The sequence below is a fragment of the Sphingomonas sp. PEI4 genome (assembly GCF_056679955.1).
Window position 1 is genome coordinate 116602 of the sequence record NZ_JBWXPI010000004.1, and the last position, 18238, is coordinate 134839.

An 18238-nucleotide genomic window follows, 5' to 3' on the forward strand; every position below is an offset into this window, starting at 1 on the left:
TCAATCCTCGTGCGCCGCTTCGCCCTTGCCGAGTTCGGCCTTCAGGGTGAAGCTGCCAATGGTGGCGATTTGCTCCTGGCCGGTCAGGCCGGAGCGAATGATGACGGTATCGCCGGCCGCGTCGCCGAGCGTTACAGGGGTTGCCTGGAACCCCTTGGCCGTCCGGACGAAGACGACCGACTTGCCCTCGACCGTCTGAACGGCCGTCGTTGGCACGCGGACCGCGGTGCTGCCACCGCTGCCGCTGAGCTGGACCGAGGCAGTGACGGGCTCGCCGACGCGCCACTGACCGCCGCCATTGTCGAGAGTCGCGATGACCGGCACCTGCCGCGTCTGTGAATCGAGCGCAGGCGACACGAAGCTGATCCGTGCGGTCGCCTGCCGCCCCGGTGCCGTCACGGTGACGATATTGCCCGGCTTTACCCGGCCGGCGTCTTCCGGCTTAAGGTTGAGCGCCAGCGACACCCGGCCGAGATTGGCGATGCGATAGAGTTCGCTGTCTGCTGCGACCGTCTGCCCGAGCACGACTGGTCGGGCGATGACCTGACCGCCGATCGGTGCGACGATGCCGAGCCGGTTGAGCCCGCCCCCGCCGCCGCCTGCTGCCGATACCTGACTTTGTGCCTGCCGGTAGGCGATACCCGCCTCCGTTGCCGCGGTGCGCGCGGCGATCAAATCCTGCTCGGGGGACACGCGCTGCGCGAACAGCCGCTGCTCGCGGCCAAGATTGGAGTTGGCAAGCGCGAGCCGAGCACGCGATGCCTCGACCTCACCCTTGAGTTGTGCTGCCTCGCGGCTTTCGATGACGGCGATCGTTTGTCCGCGCCCGACTGATTGGCCGAGGTTCCGGGTCAGCGAGACGACACGTCCGCCGATCGCCGCCGAGACGACCTGCGTCCCTTGCGGGTCGCCTTCGATCGTTGCCGGCAGGTCGATCGTACCCGCGCCACCCGTCAGCGGACGACCAATCTGGACCCCGGCTGCGGCGATCTGGTCCGCCGAGAGCGTCACGGCACCCTCATCGGCATGGGCGGCTTCGTTACCGCCGGCCTCGGCGCTGGCCGTGGTTTCGTTCCCGGCAGTCTCGTTGCCGCCTTCGGGTGCGCTACCGCAGGCCGCGAGCAACAGGGCAAGGCCGAACGGCAGAACGCCGCCCGTCAGGATGGTCTTCATCGGTCGGTTCCCCCGGTAATGGTTGTCGGTGCAGGCGCGGTCAGTCGCTCCAGTCGCGCACGGCTATTCTGGTAGTTGGCGAGCGCGTCGATCGCGGCGACGCGAGTCTCGGCGAGCGTGCGTTCGGCATCGAGGAGATCGAGTTGGCCGAACTTGCCTTCGCGGTAGCCGATCCGCGCGATCCGGGCGGCTTCGGCTGCTGCCGCCAGCGCTGGCCCGACCGCGGCCCGCGCCGAGGTCGCGGCATTGGCGGCTTCGGCCTGGGCGTCTGTGATCGCCTGCTCGACGTCAAGCGCGGTAACACGCCGGACGGCCTCCGCCCGTGTTCGCTCGGCCGTCGCCTGCGCGATGGCGGCGCGGCCATTGTTAAAGATCGGAATCGGGATCGAGATCGCGAACACCGCGGCGGTGTCGTTGGTCGCTTCCAGTCGCCGGAGCGCCGGTCCGATGTTGATGTCGGGCACGCGGTTCGCGCGCGCGAGCCGGATGCCGGCATCGGCAATGGCGAGATCGGCGTCCGCTGCCGCCAGCGCCAGCGTGCCGGCGGTCTGAGCTGGTGCTGCCGGGCCGAAGGTCGCCGGCGGTAGCCGATCGAGCAATCCGGCATCGAGCGTGCCGTCGATCGGACGACCGAGACGCCGCGCAAGGTTCGTCCGCGCGGCTTCGGCGAGCCGAGTGAGCCGCTCGACATTGGCATCGGCGTTGATGCGCGCGACGTCGGCGCGTTGTTGTTCCAGTGGTGACGCACGCCCCGCCTGGACGCGGACGGAGGCGCCGCGCAGCACTTCGGCCGCGATCCGCGCCTGGTCACGCGCCGTCACCAGCCGCCGTTCTGCCGCGATTGCGTCGACATACAGCTGCGTGACCTGCACGCGGATGTCGGCCGCAACGATCGCGCTTTGGAGCTGCGCGCGCGATAACTGCGCGTCGGCGACGCCGACGCGGGCACGACGCTTACCGCCCAGCTCTATCGGGATCGCGACCCCTAGCGTCGTCTCCGCGCTCCGTACGCCCCTATAGGGACCGGAGCCGACGACGTTCTCGACCTGTCCTTGAAAAACGGGGTTGGGTCGCAGGCCGGCTACAGCGCGGGCCGCCTGTGCGGCCTCGATCGACGCCGTGGCAGCAGCACCCGAAGGCGCTGACCCGCCCGCGGCCGACACGGCCTGATCGAGCGAGAAGCCGGGCAGCGGTTGTGCCGCGGTCGGCGTTTCGGCTGGGGTAGTCGCCTGTGGCGACTGCCCCTGTTGCGCCTGCGCGATCGATGCGCAGGACGCCGCGGCCAGGACGGCCGCGAGCATTGTTTTCATGGAATATCGATCCTGACAGAACACGTCGTGCCGGCAAATGCCGGCGAGCGGGTGTCGTCAGGCTGCCGGTGGCCTCAACGCAGGGTCAACCACATGCGACGCAATGGCACTGGCAGGTGTAGGAAACGGACGCAGGCCGCCTACACGGGCTATCGACGGCAGCGTATCACTTGCCGGCACATCCAGTGTTTGACCGTGGCAGGTGGCATGGTGGTGCGGCACCGCCTTATCGGCATCGCCTTGCGATTGATCGGCGTCGCCGTCGCTATGCACTGTGCCGCTGCACTCGATAGTCACCGGCCCCGGAATTTCGCGCGCATGCACGGTCGCCGTCATCACCAGGGACGACGCGATCATGACGAGCAAAAAGGACCAGAGCCTGCGTAGCATTGCAGGTCGTCTAGTCGAAATACGCCCGAGTGTCATCGCAAGACTTCCGCCGCTACCGGCCGGGCCTCTCGCCATGCCGGGATCGCTTCGGCGAGAACACGCCACGCCGAGCGCAGGAAGATGAGCGCGATGATGCCGCCTACCGCAATGTCCGGCCATGCAGCTTCGGTCATCGCGACCAGCCCGGCCGCGATCAGCACGCCGACGTTGGAGGCCACGTCGTTGCGCGAACACTCGAACGTGCTGGACATATTCACGTTTTCCGACCGGAAGCGCCACAACATGGCGAGGCAGGTCAGGTTGGCGACCAACGCGGCGCTGCCGAACGCCAGCATCAGCGAGGACGAGGGTGGCACGCCGTTCACGATCTTGGCGAAGATCTCGAACACCACCGCGATACCGAACACGAGAATGATGCCGCCTTTGGCAAGCGCCGCGCCGGCTTCCCAGCGCGGGCCACGGCTCAGCGCATAAAGGCTGAGGGCATAGACGACCGCATCGCCGAGCATATCGACCGAGTCCGCCATAAGCGCCGACGAGCGGGCGAAGACGCCACCGCCGAACTCGGCGACGAACATGACGAAGTTGATAACCATGACGGCGATCAGCACGCGCCGCTGATCGGCCTTGCGGCCGAGCTGCGCGATCGTGTCGCCTTTCCTGGAACAGCAGTCGTCCGCCATCATACCACTCGATTCGCGTGTCGGACCCCCCATATGCACCCTCATGTCACTAGAGGGTCAAGGGCTCGCACATGAAGATCGGTGAAATTGCTAAACTAACCGGTCTGAAGGTAGAGACCGTCCGCTATTATGAAGGCGAAGGGTTGATCGGCGCGCCTCGCCGCAATGGCGGGAATTACCGCCTGTACGACCGGTCGCACCTGGAACGCCTGACATTCATCAAGCGCTCGCGCGACCTCGGCTTCACGCTCGATCAGGTACGCGACCTGCTCCGCCTGGCGGACGATCCGCGCGGATCATGCGATGCGGTCGACGAGATGGCGGTGGTGCATATTGAGGAAATCGATCGCAAGCTCGCCGACCTCCATGCGTTACGTGATGAGGTTGCCACGTGGGGTCGCTGTGACGCGACGACGATCGCCGAATGCCGGCTGATCGACGCTTTATCCTCGCGGCTACCTTAAGCGCTGGCCGGACATTATCATGCGCGATATCTTCGCTCACTCTGCTCGGGCCGTTTCAAAGAGATACCGGCCACGATCGCAAGTGTAACAAGGAGATATTGGGATGACCGGCCAGCGCGGCTTACGCTGGACGGATGAGGCCGACGCCGAGCTACGCCGGCGGGTAGCGGCCAGGCAGACGATCGCGCAGATCGCACGCGAAATGGAAAGAACGATGGACGCGATACGCGGCCGGGCAGCGTCACTGCGGATCACGCTTCGCTCGTCACAACGACCATGGCGCGATGGCGTTACTCATCGCCGTAGCGAGTAGGCCCAGCTTCAAGCTGCCATGCGGCGAAGAATTGGGCAGTCCGGTCGATCGTCTCCGTGACAGCGGTTTACCAATTCCAGCAGCGTCGATCGCATATCTTCGAGCGCAGCCGCCTTACGTCCGAGTTCGTCAGCGCGCGCTTGCGCAAGCATTTTGACTTCGCTGCTCGAACGGCTGCGATCCGACCAGAGGCCGAGCAGCGTCCTAATCTCATCGATCGGAAACCCCAGGTCACGCGCGTTGGCAATGAAGCGAAGGCGGTGAACGTCCGCATCGCCATAGTCCCGGTAGCTCCCGCGCCGTGGCGGCGCGGGAACAAGCCCGATCTTCTCGTAGTGGCGGATCATGCGTTGGGAGACGCCGCTGGCATCCGACGCCGCCCCGATGTTCACAGCTTAACGGCGTTGAGGCGAAGCGCGTTCAAGACCACGGTGAAGGACGAAAGCGCCATCGCCGCACCCGCCAACATCGGCGAGAGCAGGATGCCCGCGACCGGGTAGAGCACCCCGGCCGCGATCGGCACGCCAATCCCGTTGAACAGGAACGAGAAGAAAAGGTTCTGGCGGATATTCCGCATCGTCGCACGAGCGAGCTTGCGCGCCCGCACGATTGCCGAGAGATCGCCGCGCGTGAGCGTCATGCCAGCGCTTTCGATCGCTACGTCCGTCCCCGTCCCCATCGCCAGGCCGACATCCGCAGCGGCAAGCGCCGGGGCATCGTTGATGCCGTCGCCGGCCATTGCGACCCTGGCACCGCTCGCTTTCAGCTCGCCGATGATGCGCGCCTTGTCTTCCGGCAGCAGATCGGCGCGCACGTCATCGAGACCGCCCACGGCGCGCGCGACCGCATCGGCCGTCCCACGATTGTCGCCCGTGAGCATCACGACGCGCAGACCCTCTTTTCGAAGCGCGGCGATAGCGTCGCGCGCCGAGGCTCGCACTGGATCAGCGACGGCGAGTAGGCCGGCAAGGGCACCGTCGATCGCGATCAGGACGACCCCTGCCCCTTCGCCGCGATGGCGATCGGCCGCGGCATCGAGCGGCTTAGGATCAGCACCGATTCGGCTCATTTGCGCGGCGTTGCCGATCACGACCGAGCGGCCGTTCACCGTGGCGCTGACCCCCAGGCCGGTTTGCGACGCGAAATCCGCGACCGTGCCAAGCTGGAGCCCGCGCTCTTTGGCGGCAACGACGATCGCGTGTGCAAGCGGGTGTTCGGATTGCCCTTCGACGGCCGCGGCGAGCGCGAGCATCTCGTTCTCTCCGACCGCACCGACCGTCTCGACCGCGATCAGCTTGGGCTTGCCTTCCGTGAGCGTGCCCGTCTTGTCGATGACCAGCGTGTCGACCTTTTCGAGACCCTGTAGCGCTTCCGCGTTCTTGACCAGCACGCCGGCAGTCGCGCCGCGCCCGGTGCCGACCATGATCGACATGGGCGTGGCGAGCCCGAGCGCACACGGGCAGGCGATCACCAGCACAGCGATGGCATTGAGGATGGCGTGACCCATGCGCGGCTCAGGGCCGACCAACGACCAGATGACGAAGGTCGCGATCGAGATCAGCACGACGAGCGGCACGAACCAGCCCGACACCCGATCGGCGACCGCTTGAATCGGGGCGCGGCTACGCTGCGCTTCCGCGACCATGCGGACGATGCGCGCCAGCATCGTATCCGAGCCGACCGCGCGGGCTTCCATGACCAGGCTTCCCGTTCCGTTCACCGTTCCCCCGGTGACAGCCGCCTCAATTTCCTTGAGGACCGGCGCAGGCTCCCCGGTGAGCATGGATTCATCGACCGACGACCGGCCCTCGACCACTACGCCATCGACGGGGATGGCTTCGCCGGGACGGACTCGTAGCCGATCGCCGGTCGCCACGTCGGCAAGGCCGACTTCCTCTTCAGAGCCGTCAGGGCGCAGCCGGCGCGCCGTCTTGGGCGCGAGGTCCATGAGCGCGCGGATCGCGCGTCCGGTTGCCGCCCTTGCGCGCAGTTCGAGCACTTGCCCGAGCAGCACCAGCGTCACCACGACGCCGGCAGCCTCATAATAGACCGGGACCATGCCGCCGTGCATCCGGAACGTCGCGGGAAAGATGCCCGGCGCCAGCGTGGCGACCAAGCTGTAGAGGAACGCCGCGCCGACCCCGATCGCGATCAGCGTAAACATATTGAAGTGGCGGGTGCGGAGCGAGGTCCACCCCCGCTCGAAAAACGGCCAGCCTGCCCACAGCACGATCGGCGCCGTCAGCGCGAGCTGGACCCAGGGCGAGGCGGCAGGGCTGACGACGTGCAAGCCCGTCATTTCGGCAAACATGGAGACGATCAGCAGCGGGATCGTGAGTGCGCCGGCTACCCACAAACGGCGCGTGAAATCGACCAGCTCGGGGTTTGGAGTATCGTCGAGTGAGGGTTCTTCAGGCTCTAGCGCCATGCCGCAGATCGGGCACGTCCCCGGCCCTTCCTGGCGAACTTGCGGGTGCATCGGGCACGTCCATATCGCCCCCGGGGTCGCCATCGGCTCAGGCTTTGGCTTATCGCCGAGATAGGCGTTTGGGTTCGCGACGAACTTGGTCCGGCACCCGGCGCTGCAAAAATGATATTCATGGCCGGCGTGCTCGGCATGGTGCGCCGTCGTCGCCGGATCGACCGTCATGCCGCACACCGGGTCCGTCACCTTGGCCGCACCGTCGGGCACCTTAGTCCCCGAACAGCAGCCACCCATTTTGCCGTGTTGTTGGACTTCCACCGGCGCGGTCGACGCCCCCGAGCAGCACGACGAGGGTTCAGCAGCCGGTTCGGCTAGCTTCGCTGAGCAGCCGCAACCCCCGGCATGGGAATGAGAATGAGGATCGTTCATGGCGTAACTCCTTCGACCCGAAGCCATGTAGGGTCTGACATCGTGTCAAGGTCAACCCCCGTCCATTCTCGACCCCACCTAAATGATACGCGCCCGCGACCCGTTCCCCTTGGCGATCTGTTGGAGGAGAGACGGTCGGCATACTCAACGGTCGCTACATCGCGAGTGGGTAACTAGCCGCTCGCGATAGCACCAGCGACGTGCCTCTTTTCAAGGCACGATGTGGCTAGCGAACGGGTCGTTCGAGCTCGACGATATCATGCAGCTTCACGCCGCCAGTGAGCGGGGATGCAGTCGCAAAATGGTCGTTCAAGGTAGAATTGATGCGGACGGTGCCGATTTCGGTCCGCGTAAAGCTCGCACCGCTTCGCGGCCCGGGCCGCGACACATTGCGATAGACCTTGAGAACCTGACCGGCTTCGGCGCCGTCTGCCCGCCCGATGCACACGACAAGATTCTTGCCCGACACATCCACCACGCTTCCGCGCATGAAGAAGGTGTGGCCGATGCCGGGCGCGGCGATGGCCGGCTGCACTGCGCCCATGAGGGGCGCGGCGAGAAATGCGGCTGCAATCAAAAAGCGGCGTGCGGTCATGAAGAATTCCTTGGATTTGCGGGATCGCCTTGCAAGATTCCCCGTCTTTTGGACCGGCGACCGGACACGATGAAGCGTCGGAAAATACGCAGGCCGAGAATTTGTGCCTGCCGCCCTTGGCAGCGACGGCCGATCGCTACCCGTTCAAGTTGACGCGATGGCCTGGGCAAGCTCTGCAATTCAGGATCACTGCGGTATGTAAATCCCGAGTCTTCTTAGCTCGGTCCTGCGATCGTATCGGTGGGAGAGTGTCCCGGAACCATCGTCGAGGATCTCGCTATGAAACGTCTCTTTCTCGCCAGCACCCTGCCGTTTGTCTTGCTTGGAGGCTGCGTCACGACTTCGACCGCAGAACAACGTGCGAGTTGCGAAAAGATGGAAAGCGGGATGGGAACGGCTGACCGTCACGATCACAGCGAGCAAAAGGGAATGGGCAGGAGTTCCATGAACTTGACGCATGACCAATGTCGTCAGATTCTCGCTAAAAGCCGCTGATTGGCTTGCCTCGCTAAGGAGAGATCATGGCAATTGTGTCGACACCCCACCCGGACCGCCGGGCGGTCATGGTCGGTCTCACCGCTATGGTGGCGATGGCGAGCGAAACCGTAGCGCGCGCGGCGAAGCCGAGCGCGCTGTCCCCGATGGCAGCAGCGATGCGCGCCTGTATCGACGAATGCCAGAAGTGCCATACGGTGTGTCTTACCACTGCGACCGAGCTTAGCCGCGCTCCGGCGCTTCACCGGTCATCTCCCGCGCAGATCCTCGCGATGCTCGACGCTGCGCAGATTTGCGCCACAACCGCCGATTTCATGACGCGCGGGTCGGCGCATCACGCGGCGATGTGCCGTTTATGCGCCGACATATGCGAGGCTTGTATCCGCGCCTGTACCGGTATGCCCGGTATGGAGACATGCTTGGCGGCGTGCGTGAGCTGCGCGAAAAGCTGCCGGGCCATGGCAGCCATGGGCTAGGTTAGTTTGGGGGCCTGGTCCGGCGCCATGGCAGTGTCCCTTCGATCTCGACTGAGAGCGAGGCACTGAGGAACGTCCGGATCGCGATGATCAGCGCCAGAATGCCGAGGCTACGGAACGTCGGGGTCACGGCGATCGTCCCGATGATGTCAGCGGCAACCAGCAATTCAAGGCCGAGCAGCACTCCTCTTCCGATGGTTGTGCGAAACGACAGCATCGCGTCGGTCCAGTCTGCACCGCGCCGCAAAGCCCGGCCCAGCACCATTACGGCACCCAGCGCGACCGCGACGATCGTCGCCACGGCAGCAACCTCAAAGCCTACCGAAACCCCGTGAGCAACGGAGCTGACGGCAGCGGTCGTATGGTCAAGTGTCATTGCCGGAACCAAATCGTCGCGCCTTTCGTGTCAATGCATCTTCACCCAGCCGACCCCTTTGATGTTATTGAACGAGTCGGTCTGATGACATGCGAAGCATTGCTCGACACGAGCCTTGCCCTGCCCGGCGATCGTTTTGTCCATCATCGAAAAATGCATCATGTAGTGGCTTGGGGGTGCCTTGTGGCACTGGGTGCAATTGGTCGACCGAGGACTGGGATGAAGATATCCCTCGATCTTCCAGGTCTTAACGACGTGGCAAGACGCGCAATCCTGTCCAAAATATCCTTGGTGCTTGTCGCGTGTCGCGTGACAGGAGAAGCAGTTGAGCGAGCCTTCGTGACCCGTGGTCTTAGCGGCCACCTGATCCAAGATCGCATGATCCATCTTGATCGGTCGCGCAGCAGCGGGGTTGTGCTCGACGTGACAACCCCTGCATTCGCCGATGTTCGCGTGAAATGCCGTTGCAGGTTGGCTTAGAAGCTCAGGGGCAGAGGCATGGCAGGTGATACACTTGCTGGCCGCAATCCCGCCAGCCGGCACGTGGCAACTCTCGCATTTGTCGCCGATGAATGCGTGCGCCTTTGACAATGGCCCTGGACTGACGGCGGCTGTCCAACCGGGAACAGCGTTGCTGCCGAAGCGACCGACCGCTAGCGGCACCGCAATGGCGGTGAACAACGCCAAAGCCGCCAGGACGAGGTAAAAGGCACCGGGGAGCTTCAAGCGAGCCACCGCAGGCCGTAATAGATTCCGCTCCAGATGTGCAGGATCAGCAGGGCATACATCAGGATCGCCGAAACGATGTGGAGTATTACCCACCTCGCCAGAACGCGTTTGAGGGTTTCTCGCTCGCTGAGCTGAAATTCAAGGTCCGATATCGCGCCGAGCAATTCGTCGATATCGCCTGCATCCGACCGAGCGATCGGCTGCTCGCCACGGACCAACGCGCTATACCGGGTGCGAAGAGCGCCGAGCGCCTTTTGCTGGTCGCGTAGCTCCTCGCCGATCTGGGCGAGATAGTAGCGGCCAATGAAGCCGGTCCCGACCACGACCAGCATCGAGACGACCAGGGCGATGCCAAGCGGGCTTACGAACTTATGACCTGAATGCACGATGCCGAGCAGCGCGCCGATGGCGCCCGCGTAAACGTGGAACGTCAGCAGGACACCGACCGAAACGGTATTCTTGGTGCGCTCTTTTACCCAAGGGATGCGCTTGGCGATCCAATAGCTGAGCAGGCTCACAAAAAGCAATGCGGCTGCTATTCCGGTAACGCCGCCAGCAAGGCTGCCGGGGAATCGGGGAGCGACGTGGAACAGAAACGCAGGAACGATCAGCACAAGGGCGGTCATGATTCCGCCGACGGTTACTTTTTCAGCTTCCGTCACTCAGGCCGCCACGACCAAATTGCCGGGCGACTTCGCTTGGCAGGCCAGAATCGTTCCGCCGGCCTTCTCCTCGGCGGTCAGGGCGTCCTCGACTTCCATCGTTACGGAGCCCTTGCTTAGCGGCACCTTGCAGCGCCCACAGGTTCCCACTCGACATTCAAAGTCGATGACGACGCCGATCGCTTCGGCCGCTTCGAGCACAGACTGGTCGGGAGCCAATGTTCCCGATTTGCCTGACGTGGAAAACTCGACGGTAGCCTGAGCCGAAGGTGCGCTAACCGCTGCGGCGCCAGCTCCGGTCGGTGCCGCAGCGACTGCGCTTGCCGGCGTCGGCTCTTCCGGTTCGTCCGCGGGAACCGGACCGCCCTTTGGCGGCGCAAAGTCTTCCGTCTTGATTTGATCGGGCGGGACTTTGAGTTGGGCCAGCGCATATTTGACCGCATCCATCATTGCCGGCGGTCCGCAGAGATGAACCCGGCGTTCCGCAATGTCCGGCGCGCATTTGACGATGAAATCGGGTGTGATGAACCCTACCGGACCCGTCCAGTCCGTCCCATCCGCCTTCGACACGATCGAGGCGATCGTAACATTTGGATGGCGCCGCGCCAGATAAGCGATCTCCTCTCGGAAGATCAGATCTTGGGGTGAATTGGCAGCGCAGATGAGGTGAACTCGGTGCTCATACGATCGGTCAGTTAGGTCGCGCAGGACGCTCATCATGGGCGTGATGCCCACCCCCCCGGCAATCAGCACGATACCTTTGGCTTCCGCGCCGGTAAAAAAGAATTTGCCCGACGGAGCAGTGATTTCGAGCAGATCGCCGGTTTTTGCGTGATCGTGGAGGTGTTTCGATTCAAGGCCGTGTTGTTCGCGCTTCACCGTCAGTTCGATGTACTCCCGCTGCGTCGGTGCCGAGGAGATCGTGTAGGAGCGCCGGACCTTTTGACCGTCGATTTCGGAGGTGATCGTGGCGTACTGACCGGGCAGGAACACGAAAGGGAACGGGCCTAGATTGGCCTCCATCAACCGAAAGGTTTTGACCGTTGGTGTCTCGTCGAAGATCGCTTTGATCCTCAGCACCCCCTTCCACGGCCTTTGTACCGCGGGAGGTGCGGAAGGCGGAGGAGCGACGCCTTGACCGCCAAGCGGCCCACTCGCCACGCCCGCTGTTTGTTTGCTATCGCCATTCGGAGTGAGCCGATCAGCCAGCGCGCCAATGCGTCGCAAGCGCTGCCAGCGCAGGAACAGCATCGTTCCCAGCGCGGCTGCCAGGATCAGCATTGCGGCGACGTGGAGCCATGAAAGATCGCGAAAGCCGCCGTCCATTATCATGTCTCCGTTGGGGGCTATGGCGGTCTCGTTCTTGAACCAGGTCAATGCGATCCGTCGTGGCGGCCACGACTGGTTGAGCGCCTGCAATGCGCTTATGCCACTCTCGGCCAGCGATAGACCTTCGCGGGTTGTAGCGACCGCGCTTTGCGCGCCGGCGAAGTCGTTCTTCGATTGGGCATGATGCAGGTCGAGTTGCCCTGCCGAAAGCATCTGACCGCCGGAACCTAAACGCGCGATTGCCTCAGTACGAATGGCCTGTCGGGCTTCGCGCGTGAGTGCCGGCAAGTCCATCATCGCTGGATAGAATGGCTTGCCGCCCCTGGCACCGCAGCATCCTCCAACCGTCGCCGGTGCGCCAATCGCCGCCGGCGACGGCTTCATCATGTCCATCATTCCGGCAGGACCAGCAGGCGGCGCGGATGCAGCCGACATAGGGGCTTTGCTGGCCGGGCCGGGGCTCGCGGCGCCGGGATGGTGCGACGCGTGCTCCGACGGCGCCACTTGCGCCAACGCCGCCGACGACCCGGTGGTCATCAGCAGCGCAGCTAATCCCAGCAGAAAAGAACTTTTCGCTCGGTTTATCGGAGCCCTACCGGTCTTCATGCCAGTCCTACTAGGATCACATGTCGTCGGACATCGGCTTTGCCATCGGCGCCTTCGGAGCGGGCTTCGCCGCTGTCGGCTTCGCCTTGGCACGATGGCTATGCGGCTTAGCCTTCATCGGCATCGGCGCTGGCTTGGCGGCCATGCCTCCCATGCCGCAACAACCGGGCTTCTTCGCGGGCATCTTCATGCCACCCTCCATCTGTCCGTCGCCCATCGGCATCATCTTGTCATCACCCATCGGTGCAGGGGTCGATGACGGTGCCGGCGCCATTTGCGCAGCGGCAAGCGCTGGAGTGAACAACATCGCGGTAAATGCTAGGCCGATGGTCGATGCGCGAGCGCTGAAGTGTTGTTTCATTGCGATATCCTTAGTCTCGAGGAGCCCAGTGCGGCGGCAACTACATGCTCCGCCGAAAGGCGGGGCTGCGGGTCGCGAACCAAACTCCATCAAAGATGGACCGCTAGGAATGACACCGCCATCATCGGATAATACGCAGGCCACGCACCGACCCCTCGTTGAGTGCGACATTTATTCGGCATCCCGAGAGCTTGCCGCCTGGTAGGGGATTAAGTGGCCTAGCCTGTGATTTGCGCTTAGTGTCGGATAGGCCGGAGCTGAACGGCGACCTTCAAGACCATCGGAGGTGCGGCGTTGATCGACTTTGCCTACGCATTGAATTGGGCTGCGCGCCTCGCATGACGGAGGCGCTGCCCCCGAATGACGCGAACGCCGTTGCGGCAATGGCGCGGAGCAACTCCGCCATGGCCGAGGAACTTGGCCTGCTCATCGACGGCGCGACCGGCTACGCGATCTATATGCTAGACCCGCAGGGTCGCGTGACGATCTGGAATCTTGGCGCCGAGCGCATCAAAGGATGGGCCGAGGCAGAGATCCTGGGCCGCGACTTTTCAATTTTCTATCCCCCGGAAGACGTGGCTCTAGGAAAACCACAGGCGGACCTCGCGCTCGCCAGCGCTCTCGGTCGTGTAGAGGAAGAAAGCTGGCGGGTGCGCAAGGACGGCTCGGAGTTCCTCGCCAGCGTAACGATAACAGCACTCCGCGACGATGCAGGCGCGCTTCGCGGCTTTGGCAAGGTGATCCGGGACATCACGGATCAAAAGGCGTCGGAAGCGGCGATCCTGCGGCGCGAACAGCATCTTCGCTCGATTCTCGCGACCGTGCCCGATGCCATGATCGTCATCGACGAAAGCGGGATCGTCTCCTCATTCAGCGCCGCTGCCGAACAGTTGTTCGGCTACGTCGAGGCCGAGGTTGTGGGACGCAACGTCGCCATGTTGATGCCCGATGCGGAGAAGCACGATCATGACACCCATCTCCGGACCTACCAGGAAACCGGGATAAAACATGTGATTGGCCATGTGAGGCCGCAAACGGCCATCCGCAAAAATGGCGAAACTTTCCCGATCGAACTCGCGGTAGGCGAGGCATCCATCGCCGGCGAACGCATCTTCACTGGGTTCATTCGAGATCTGACCAAACGACACGAAACCGAGCAACGCTTGAAAGAGCTTCAGTCCGAATTGGTCCATGTGTCCCGTGTCAGCGCGATGGGCACAATGGCCTCGACGCTCGCACACGAAATCAACCAGCCCCTCACCGCGATCGCGAACTACCTTGAGGCGGGTCGCGATATGATCGGCGTTACCGACGACGCCATGCTCAACGAGCTTGCTGAGGCACTCGATCTGGCGACCGCTCAATCACTCAGAGCCGGCACCATCGTTAAGCGGCTAAGGGCATTTGTGGAGGGCGGCGACACCGGATTCCAGATCGAGCAACTCGACGCGCTTGTGGAAGAGGCGACTAGCCTTGGCCTGCTCGGTGCGCACGAAGCCGGGATCACGGTTACGATGACGATCGCCGCCGGCCGCGATCGCGTCATGGTCGATCGCGTGCAGATCCAGCAGGTGCTGGTGAACCTGATCCGCAATGCGATACAATCAATGGCCGCCACGACCTGTAAGAATTTGACCATCGCGACCGCGCCCGACCGGAAGGGGTGGATGAAAATAACGGTCGCTGACACGGGTGCCGGCATCGACGAAGACGTCCGGGAGCGACTTTTTGAAGCGTTCGCGACCACCAAGGAGGACGGTATGGGGCTCGGCCTATCGATCTGCCGGACCATCATCGAAGCGCATGGCGGTCGTATTTGGGCGGACGCTGTCGTCACTGGCGGCACGGCGTTCCATTTTTGCGTGCCGCTAGCCGCCGATGGCGACGCCAATGATTGATGACCCACGAACCGTGCATGTCGTCGATGACGACGAAGCGATCCGGCAATCCATCAGCTTCTTGTTACGCAAGGCCGGATATACCGTGGAAACGTACCCCGCCGGTACGGCTTTTCTCAAAGCCGTCACCCGGAAAAGCCAAGGTTGCGTCCTGCTGGACGTCCGGATGCCAGATATCGACGGCCTGGAGGTTCAGGCCAGGCTTTCACAGCAAGGTATTGCGATGCCGGTCGTCATGCTCACCGGGCATGGCAACGTGACCCTGGCGGTTCGAGCGATCAAGGCAGGAGCTATCGAATTTCTCGAGAAGCCCTTTGAGCGACTAGTGCTGATCGACGCCATTGAAGCAGCCCTCAGACACGCTGCACGGACTGGACGTGACCATTTGGCGGCTGGCGATGCGGTCGTTAGAATCGCGGCGTTGACGGCGCGAGAGCGAGACGTCCTCGATGGCATGGTGCTCGGCAGGCCGAACAAGCTGATCGCATTCGAGCTGGGTATCGCAACACGCACGGTCGAGGTCCACCGGGCAAGCCTTATGGAAAAACTTTCCGCCCGCAGCTTGTCGGACGTGCTGCGCATTGCGTTCGCTGCGGGGCTGGGCGAGGCGGTGTAGCCTCGCCTTCTACGTACATACGCAGTCACTCGGACATGCAATCGCTTATTCCAACAAGGAATTTGCATGCCCGCTCGGACCGCCCTGAACCCCAACGCCAGTGTCGGTGTCTCGCTCGTTAACGGTGATTCCGCGACCAGGCATGCCCGCCAGATTATGCTGCGATCCTTGGGTTACAACGTCCGATCCTATGCCACATGCGTCGCCCTTCTCACCGATCCCCGCCCGCGCGATCAACAATGCATCATCATCGACATCGATACCCCGAAGGTTGACGGAATTGATCTCCTGCGCGCGATGCGGGCAGGCGGCTGGCGAGGTAAGGGCATCCTGTTGGCCCGTATCCCCCCGGAGAGCGAGGTTTTGCGCGAGGCCGAGCGCCATGGTGATAAGGTATTGGACCACGCCATTGGCGATGGTCGGCTGATCGCGGCGATTGCCACTTCTATAGGAAGCGGGCTGGAGGAGTGGAGCGCCGGAGTGTGAACGCCCGGATCAGCTTTGCCCTTCCCGCGGAAAAAGATATCTACCCGTCGGACTAAAACCGCAGGTGACAGCGCAGCGGCGAGCGCACGGGGGAATAATGGCGGCTCAACTCAGCTTGCGGACCATTGATGAAGATCACGACGGCCTCGTTCGACGCCTCATTGCACGATGGCGCGATGATCCGAGCGCAACCTATCGGAGCTGGTTCCTTTGGAATGAGCGACTGAAGAACTTCCGCTCGATCCGGCGCGGCATAGGCCAGGTGGTGGCGGAGATCGAACGCGGTACGTTCGGTGTCGCCTACCGTGGATCGTCGCTCGAAACTGTCGTCCATTCCGTTGCCGAGCAGCGCCAAATCTTCAAAGGCGCCGATCACGCCTTCCTGTGGAAGCCCAAGCTCCGCATCCCCGATATTTACGAGAGCCCGGAAAACCAGCGCGCGTTCGGCCGCTTGCTCGACGCCTGTTCGTGCTGCGATACGGCCGAGGAGATTATCGGCCATATCCACACGATCGACCGCTTGAAGATCAAGGGGCTTGGGCCAGCGGTGGCAAACCTGCTCTACTTCCTTCACCCGACGCTGGTGCCGCCCTTCAACACGGCGATCGTGAAGGGATACAACGCGCTGACCGGCGCGAACGTGAAGCTCGGGAGCTGGGAGCATTTTCTGGCAATGAGGTCCGGCGTTCTCGACTTGAACGATCGGCACCGCGACCTGCTATCGAACGACCTGGGCGCGATCGGCGGGTTGCTGTTCGACATCGGCTCCGATCGGTACCCGGCCCCTCCCCTCGACGGCAGCGGCGCGGCGCTGGCGAGCTGGGGGGAAAGGCTTGAAGCAGCGCGCGAGGAAGCGCGCACGCTCAGCAAGGCGGCGCTGCGCGAAGGCGAGAACGAGCGCACCCATACCGAAATCCAGGCTTGGCTTCGCGATCTAGGGCTGGCGCTCGGTTATGACGTGTGGATCGCATCGAACGATCGCAGCCGACCCTTTAACGGTTCGCCGTTGGGGCATGGGTGCCTTGAGCGCCTGCCCACCTCGATCGCAACCTCAAAAGGGGCGGACTCCATCCGCCTGATCGACGTGCTGTGGCTTGAGCGGGGTGGCGATCATGTCGCAGCGGCGTTCGAGGTGGAGCACTCGACCTCGATCTATTCGGGGATCGTGCGGATGCTCGACCTTGCGCTCAGCGGTAGCGACCTTCACGCGACCGCGGGGCTGTTCCTCGTCGCACCCGACGCCCGCGAGGCGGACGTTCGCGCACAGTTGCAGCGGCCAGCGTTCAGTCGCGTCGCCGACCTCGACATATCCTACCTGCCCTACAGCGAGTTGGAGAAGAACCGCGAGGCCATAGCCCGGTTCGGATCGGGACTGAAAGCGATCAAGGCGGTGTCGAGCAAGCTCGCATGACATCCTCCGGCGAGGGTTAGGAACGGAAGCCGCGTATCCTCTTAGAGTGGAGGAGAGCTGCCGTGACGATGATGCCTTCCCCGGTCCCCTGGCTCGATACGGTGCTGGTCGTATGGTTCGCGCTGACTGCGCTTTCCGTCGCTTACGTCGCCTGGGATGCCTTCATGCACAACCCCGAGCTTAAGGTGATGAAATGGGGTTGGCTGTTGGTCACGCTCTATGGCGGACCGATCATGGCCGCAGCCTATGTCCTGTCCTGCCAGGAGCCGGCGACAGAGCGGCATGAAGACTTCATTCGGCCGCTTTGGAAACAGGCGTTCGGCTCGGCTATTCATTGCATGGCTGGGGACGCGACCGGCGTCATCGCCGCTGCGGCGATCACGACGGCGCTCGGCTTGCCGATGTGGCAGGACGTGATCGCGGAGTATGTGTTCGGCTTCGCGTTCGGGCTGCTTATCTTCCAGGCGCTGTTCATGCGCGACATGGCGGGCGGCTCCTATGCCCGAGCGCTCCGAATGTCGTTCATCCCCGAATGGCTGTCGATGAATGCCGTGATGGCCGGCATGATCCCGACGATGGTGGTGTTGATGAGTCGGGACATGGCCGCGATGCACGCCAGCTCGCTTCGCTTTTGGGGCGTCATGTCGCTGGCGACGCTCGTCGGCTTCGCCGTCGCCTATCCGATCAATCTATGGCTTGTCGGCGTCCGGTTGAAGCACGGCATGGGGACGGTGCGAGCACTTGGGCATGGCGGGCACGAGGTCGCGGCGGAGCCGCGATCGACGCCACCCATGCCCGGCATGGAACACGATACCATGCAGGGGATGAGCGACATGGCGATAGGTTCGCGCGCGACCAGGCCGCAGATCATCGCGATGACGGTGCTGACACTCGTCATGCTCGGCGCGGGGGTCATCATTGCGACGCTGTTCGGCCGCTGGGCCATGTAGCTTTGCCGCGATCGACGAAATTGCGGCAAGGGATGATCGCGCGGGGCGCGTATCTATGAGC

At 63.3% G+C, this 18238-nt stretch carries 20 protein-coding genes; 8 read left to right on the forward strand and 12 right to left on the reverse strand.

What is annotated here, in order from left to right:
* The 4 genes from AC1MLZ_RS22910 to AC1MLZ_RS22925 are packed head-to-tail and all read right to left on the reverse strand — an operon-like array spanning nucleotide 1 to nucleotide 3556.
* On the reverse strand, nucleotides 1-1173 hold the full coding sequence (locus AC1MLZ_RS22910) for an efflux RND transporter periplasmic adaptor subunit (RefSeq protein ID WP_037527202.1): 1173 nt from the start codon (nucleotides 1171-1173) through the stop codon (nucleotides 1-3).
* Nucleotides 1170-2483, reverse strand: coding sequence for a TolC family protein (locus tag AC1MLZ_RS22915; protein WP_183937720.1), 1314 nt, complete (start codon nucleotides 2481-2483; stop codon nucleotides 1170-1172). Before AC1MLZ_RS22915 ends, AC1MLZ_RS22910 begins: the two co-directional genes overlap by 4 nt.
* A gap of 57 nt (nucleotides 2484-2540) precedes the next feature.
* A complete protein-coding gene (locus tag AC1MLZ_RS22920) occupies nucleotides 2541-2873 on the reverse strand; it encodes a hypothetical protein (protein WP_151989675.1) in 333 nt (110 codons plus the stop codon).
* Nucleotides 2874-2905: 32 nt separating this feature from the next.
* Nucleotides 2906-3556 (reverse strand): cation efflux transmembrane domain-containing protein, encoded by a 651-nt coding sequence (locus AC1MLZ_RS22925; RefSeq protein ID WP_480962198.1) that lies wholly within the window; start codon nucleotides 3554-3556, stop codon nucleotides 2906-2908.
* A gap of 71 nt (nucleotides 3557-3627) precedes the next feature.
* On the opposite strand from AC1MLZ_RS22925, the gene AC1MLZ_RS22930 reads away from it, so the two are divergent.
* Nucleotides 3628-4020 carry a MerR family transcriptional regulator gene (locus tag AC1MLZ_RS22930; RefSeq protein ID WP_183937207.1) on the forward strand — a complete coding sequence of 131 codons (393 nt, stop codon included), beginning with the start codon at nucleotides 3628-3630 and terminating at the stop codon, nucleotides 4018-4020.
* Between the two features lie 321 nt (nucleotides 4021-4341).
* Here AC1MLZ_RS22930 and AC1MLZ_RS22935 read toward each other — a convergent pair whose 3' ends face one another.
* From AC1MLZ_RS22935 to AC1MLZ_RS22945, 3 genes are all read right to left on the reverse strand, one after another.
* A complete protein-coding gene (locus AC1MLZ_RS22935) occupies nucleotides 4342-4725 on the reverse strand; it encodes a MerR family DNA-binding protein (protein WP_183937208.1) in 384 nt (127 codons plus the stop codon).
* Nucleotides 4722-7187, reverse strand: a complete 2466-nt coding sequence (locus AC1MLZ_RS22940; RefSeq protein WP_480962199.1) for a heavy metal translocating P-type ATPase — start codon at nucleotides 7185-7187, stop codon at nucleotides 4722-4724. Before AC1MLZ_RS22940 ends, AC1MLZ_RS22935 begins: the two co-directional genes overlap by 4 nt.
* Before the next feature lie 226 nt (nucleotides 7188-7413).
* Complete coding sequence (locus tag AC1MLZ_RS22945) at nucleotides 7414-7782, reverse strand: hypothetical protein (protein WP_052148874.1); 369 nt, start codon at nucleotides 7780-7782, stop codon at nucleotides 7414-7416.
* A gap of 279 nt (nucleotides 7783-8061) precedes the next feature.
* On the opposite strand from AC1MLZ_RS22945, the gene AC1MLZ_RS22950 reads away from it, so the two are divergent.
* Both AC1MLZ_RS22950 and AC1MLZ_RS22955 read left to right on the forward strand, forming a co-directional pair.
* Nucleotides 8062-8277, forward strand: a complete 216-nt coding sequence (locus AC1MLZ_RS22950; RefSeq protein WP_084214899.1) for a hypothetical protein — start codon at nucleotides 8062-8064, stop codon at nucleotides 8275-8277.
* A 26-nt stretch (nucleotides 8278-8303) separates the two neighbouring features.
* Entirely contained in the window at nucleotides 8304-8753 is a 450-nt protein-coding gene (locus AC1MLZ_RS22955) for a four-helix bundle copper-binding protein (RefSeq protein ID WP_052148873.1), read from the forward strand.
* 1 nt (nucleotide 8754) lies between these two features.
* On the opposite strand, the gene AC1MLZ_RS22960 is transcribed toward AC1MLZ_RS22955, so the two are convergent.
* The 5 genes from AC1MLZ_RS22960 to AC1MLZ_RS22980 form a co-directional block, all read right to left on the reverse strand.
* On the reverse strand, nucleotides 8755-9054 hold the full coding sequence (locus AC1MLZ_RS22960) for a DUF1622 domain-containing protein (RefSeq protein WP_052148885.1): 300 nt from the start codon (nucleotides 9052-9054) through the stop codon (nucleotides 8755-8757).
* A gap of 105 nt (nucleotides 9055-9159) precedes the next feature.
* Nucleotides 9160-9864, reverse strand: coding sequence for a cytochrome c3 family protein (locus tag AC1MLZ_RS22965; protein WP_480962200.1), 705 nt, complete (start codon nucleotides 9862-9864; stop codon nucleotides 9160-9162).
* Nucleotides 9852-10520 carry an iron reductase gene (locus AC1MLZ_RS22970; RefSeq protein WP_480962201.1) on the reverse strand — a complete coding sequence of 223 codons (669 nt, stop codon included), beginning with the start codon at nucleotides 10518-10520 and terminating at the stop codon, nucleotides 9852-9854. Before AC1MLZ_RS22970 ends, AC1MLZ_RS22965 begins: the two co-directional genes overlap by 13 nt.
* On the reverse strand, nucleotides 10521-12455 hold the full coding sequence (locus tag AC1MLZ_RS22975; RefSeq protein WP_480962202.1) for an FAD-binding oxidoreductase: 1935 nt from the start codon (nucleotides 12453-12455) through the stop codon (nucleotides 10521-10523).
* Nucleotides 12456-12471: 16 nt separating this feature from the next.
* Nucleotides 12472-12816 carry a hypothetical protein gene (locus AC1MLZ_RS22980; RefSeq protein WP_128081994.1) on the reverse strand — a complete coding sequence of 115 codons (345 nt, stop codon included), beginning with the start codon at nucleotides 12814-12816 and terminating at the stop codon, nucleotides 12472-12474.
* 338 nt (nucleotides 12817-13154) lie between these two features.
* Between AC1MLZ_RS22980 and AC1MLZ_RS22985 the strand changes: the two genes are divergently transcribed.
* The 5 genes from AC1MLZ_RS22985 (at nucleotide 13155) to AC1MLZ_RS23005 (ending at nucleotide 18177) form a co-directional block, all read left to right on the forward strand.
* Nucleotides 13155-14714, forward strand: a complete 1560-nt coding sequence (locus AC1MLZ_RS22985; RefSeq protein ID WP_480962203.1) for a PAS domain-containing sensor histidine kinase — start codon at nucleotides 13155-13157, stop codon at nucleotides 14712-14714.
* The gene (locus AC1MLZ_RS22990) at nucleotides 14710-15330 is read left to right on the forward strand and encodes a response regulator transcription factor (protein WP_480962219.1); all 621 of its coding nucleotides are present in this window, start codon (nucleotides 14710-14712) and stop codon (nucleotides 15328-15330) included. Before AC1MLZ_RS22985 ends, AC1MLZ_RS22990 begins: the two co-directional genes overlap by 5 nt.
* A gap of 66 nt (nucleotides 15331-15396) precedes the next feature.
* Entirely contained in the window at nucleotides 15397-15816 is a 420-nt protein-coding gene (locus tag AC1MLZ_RS22995; protein ID WP_052148869.1) for a response regulator, read from the forward strand.
* Nucleotides 15817-15913: 97 nt separating this feature from the next.
* Complete coding sequence (locus tag AC1MLZ_RS23000; protein WP_480962204.1) at nucleotides 15914-17227, forward strand: type II restriction endonuclease; 1314 nt, start codon at nucleotides 15914-15916, stop codon at nucleotides 17225-17227.
* 68 nt (nucleotides 17228-17295) lie between these two features.
* Nucleotides 17296-18177 carry a DUF4396 domain-containing protein gene (locus AC1MLZ_RS23005; protein WP_037527313.1) on the forward strand — a complete coding sequence of 294 codons (882 nt, stop codon included), beginning with the start codon at nucleotides 17296-17298 and terminating at the stop codon, nucleotides 18175-18177.
* The last annotated feature ends 61 nt before the right edge of the window (nucleotides 18178-18238 follow it).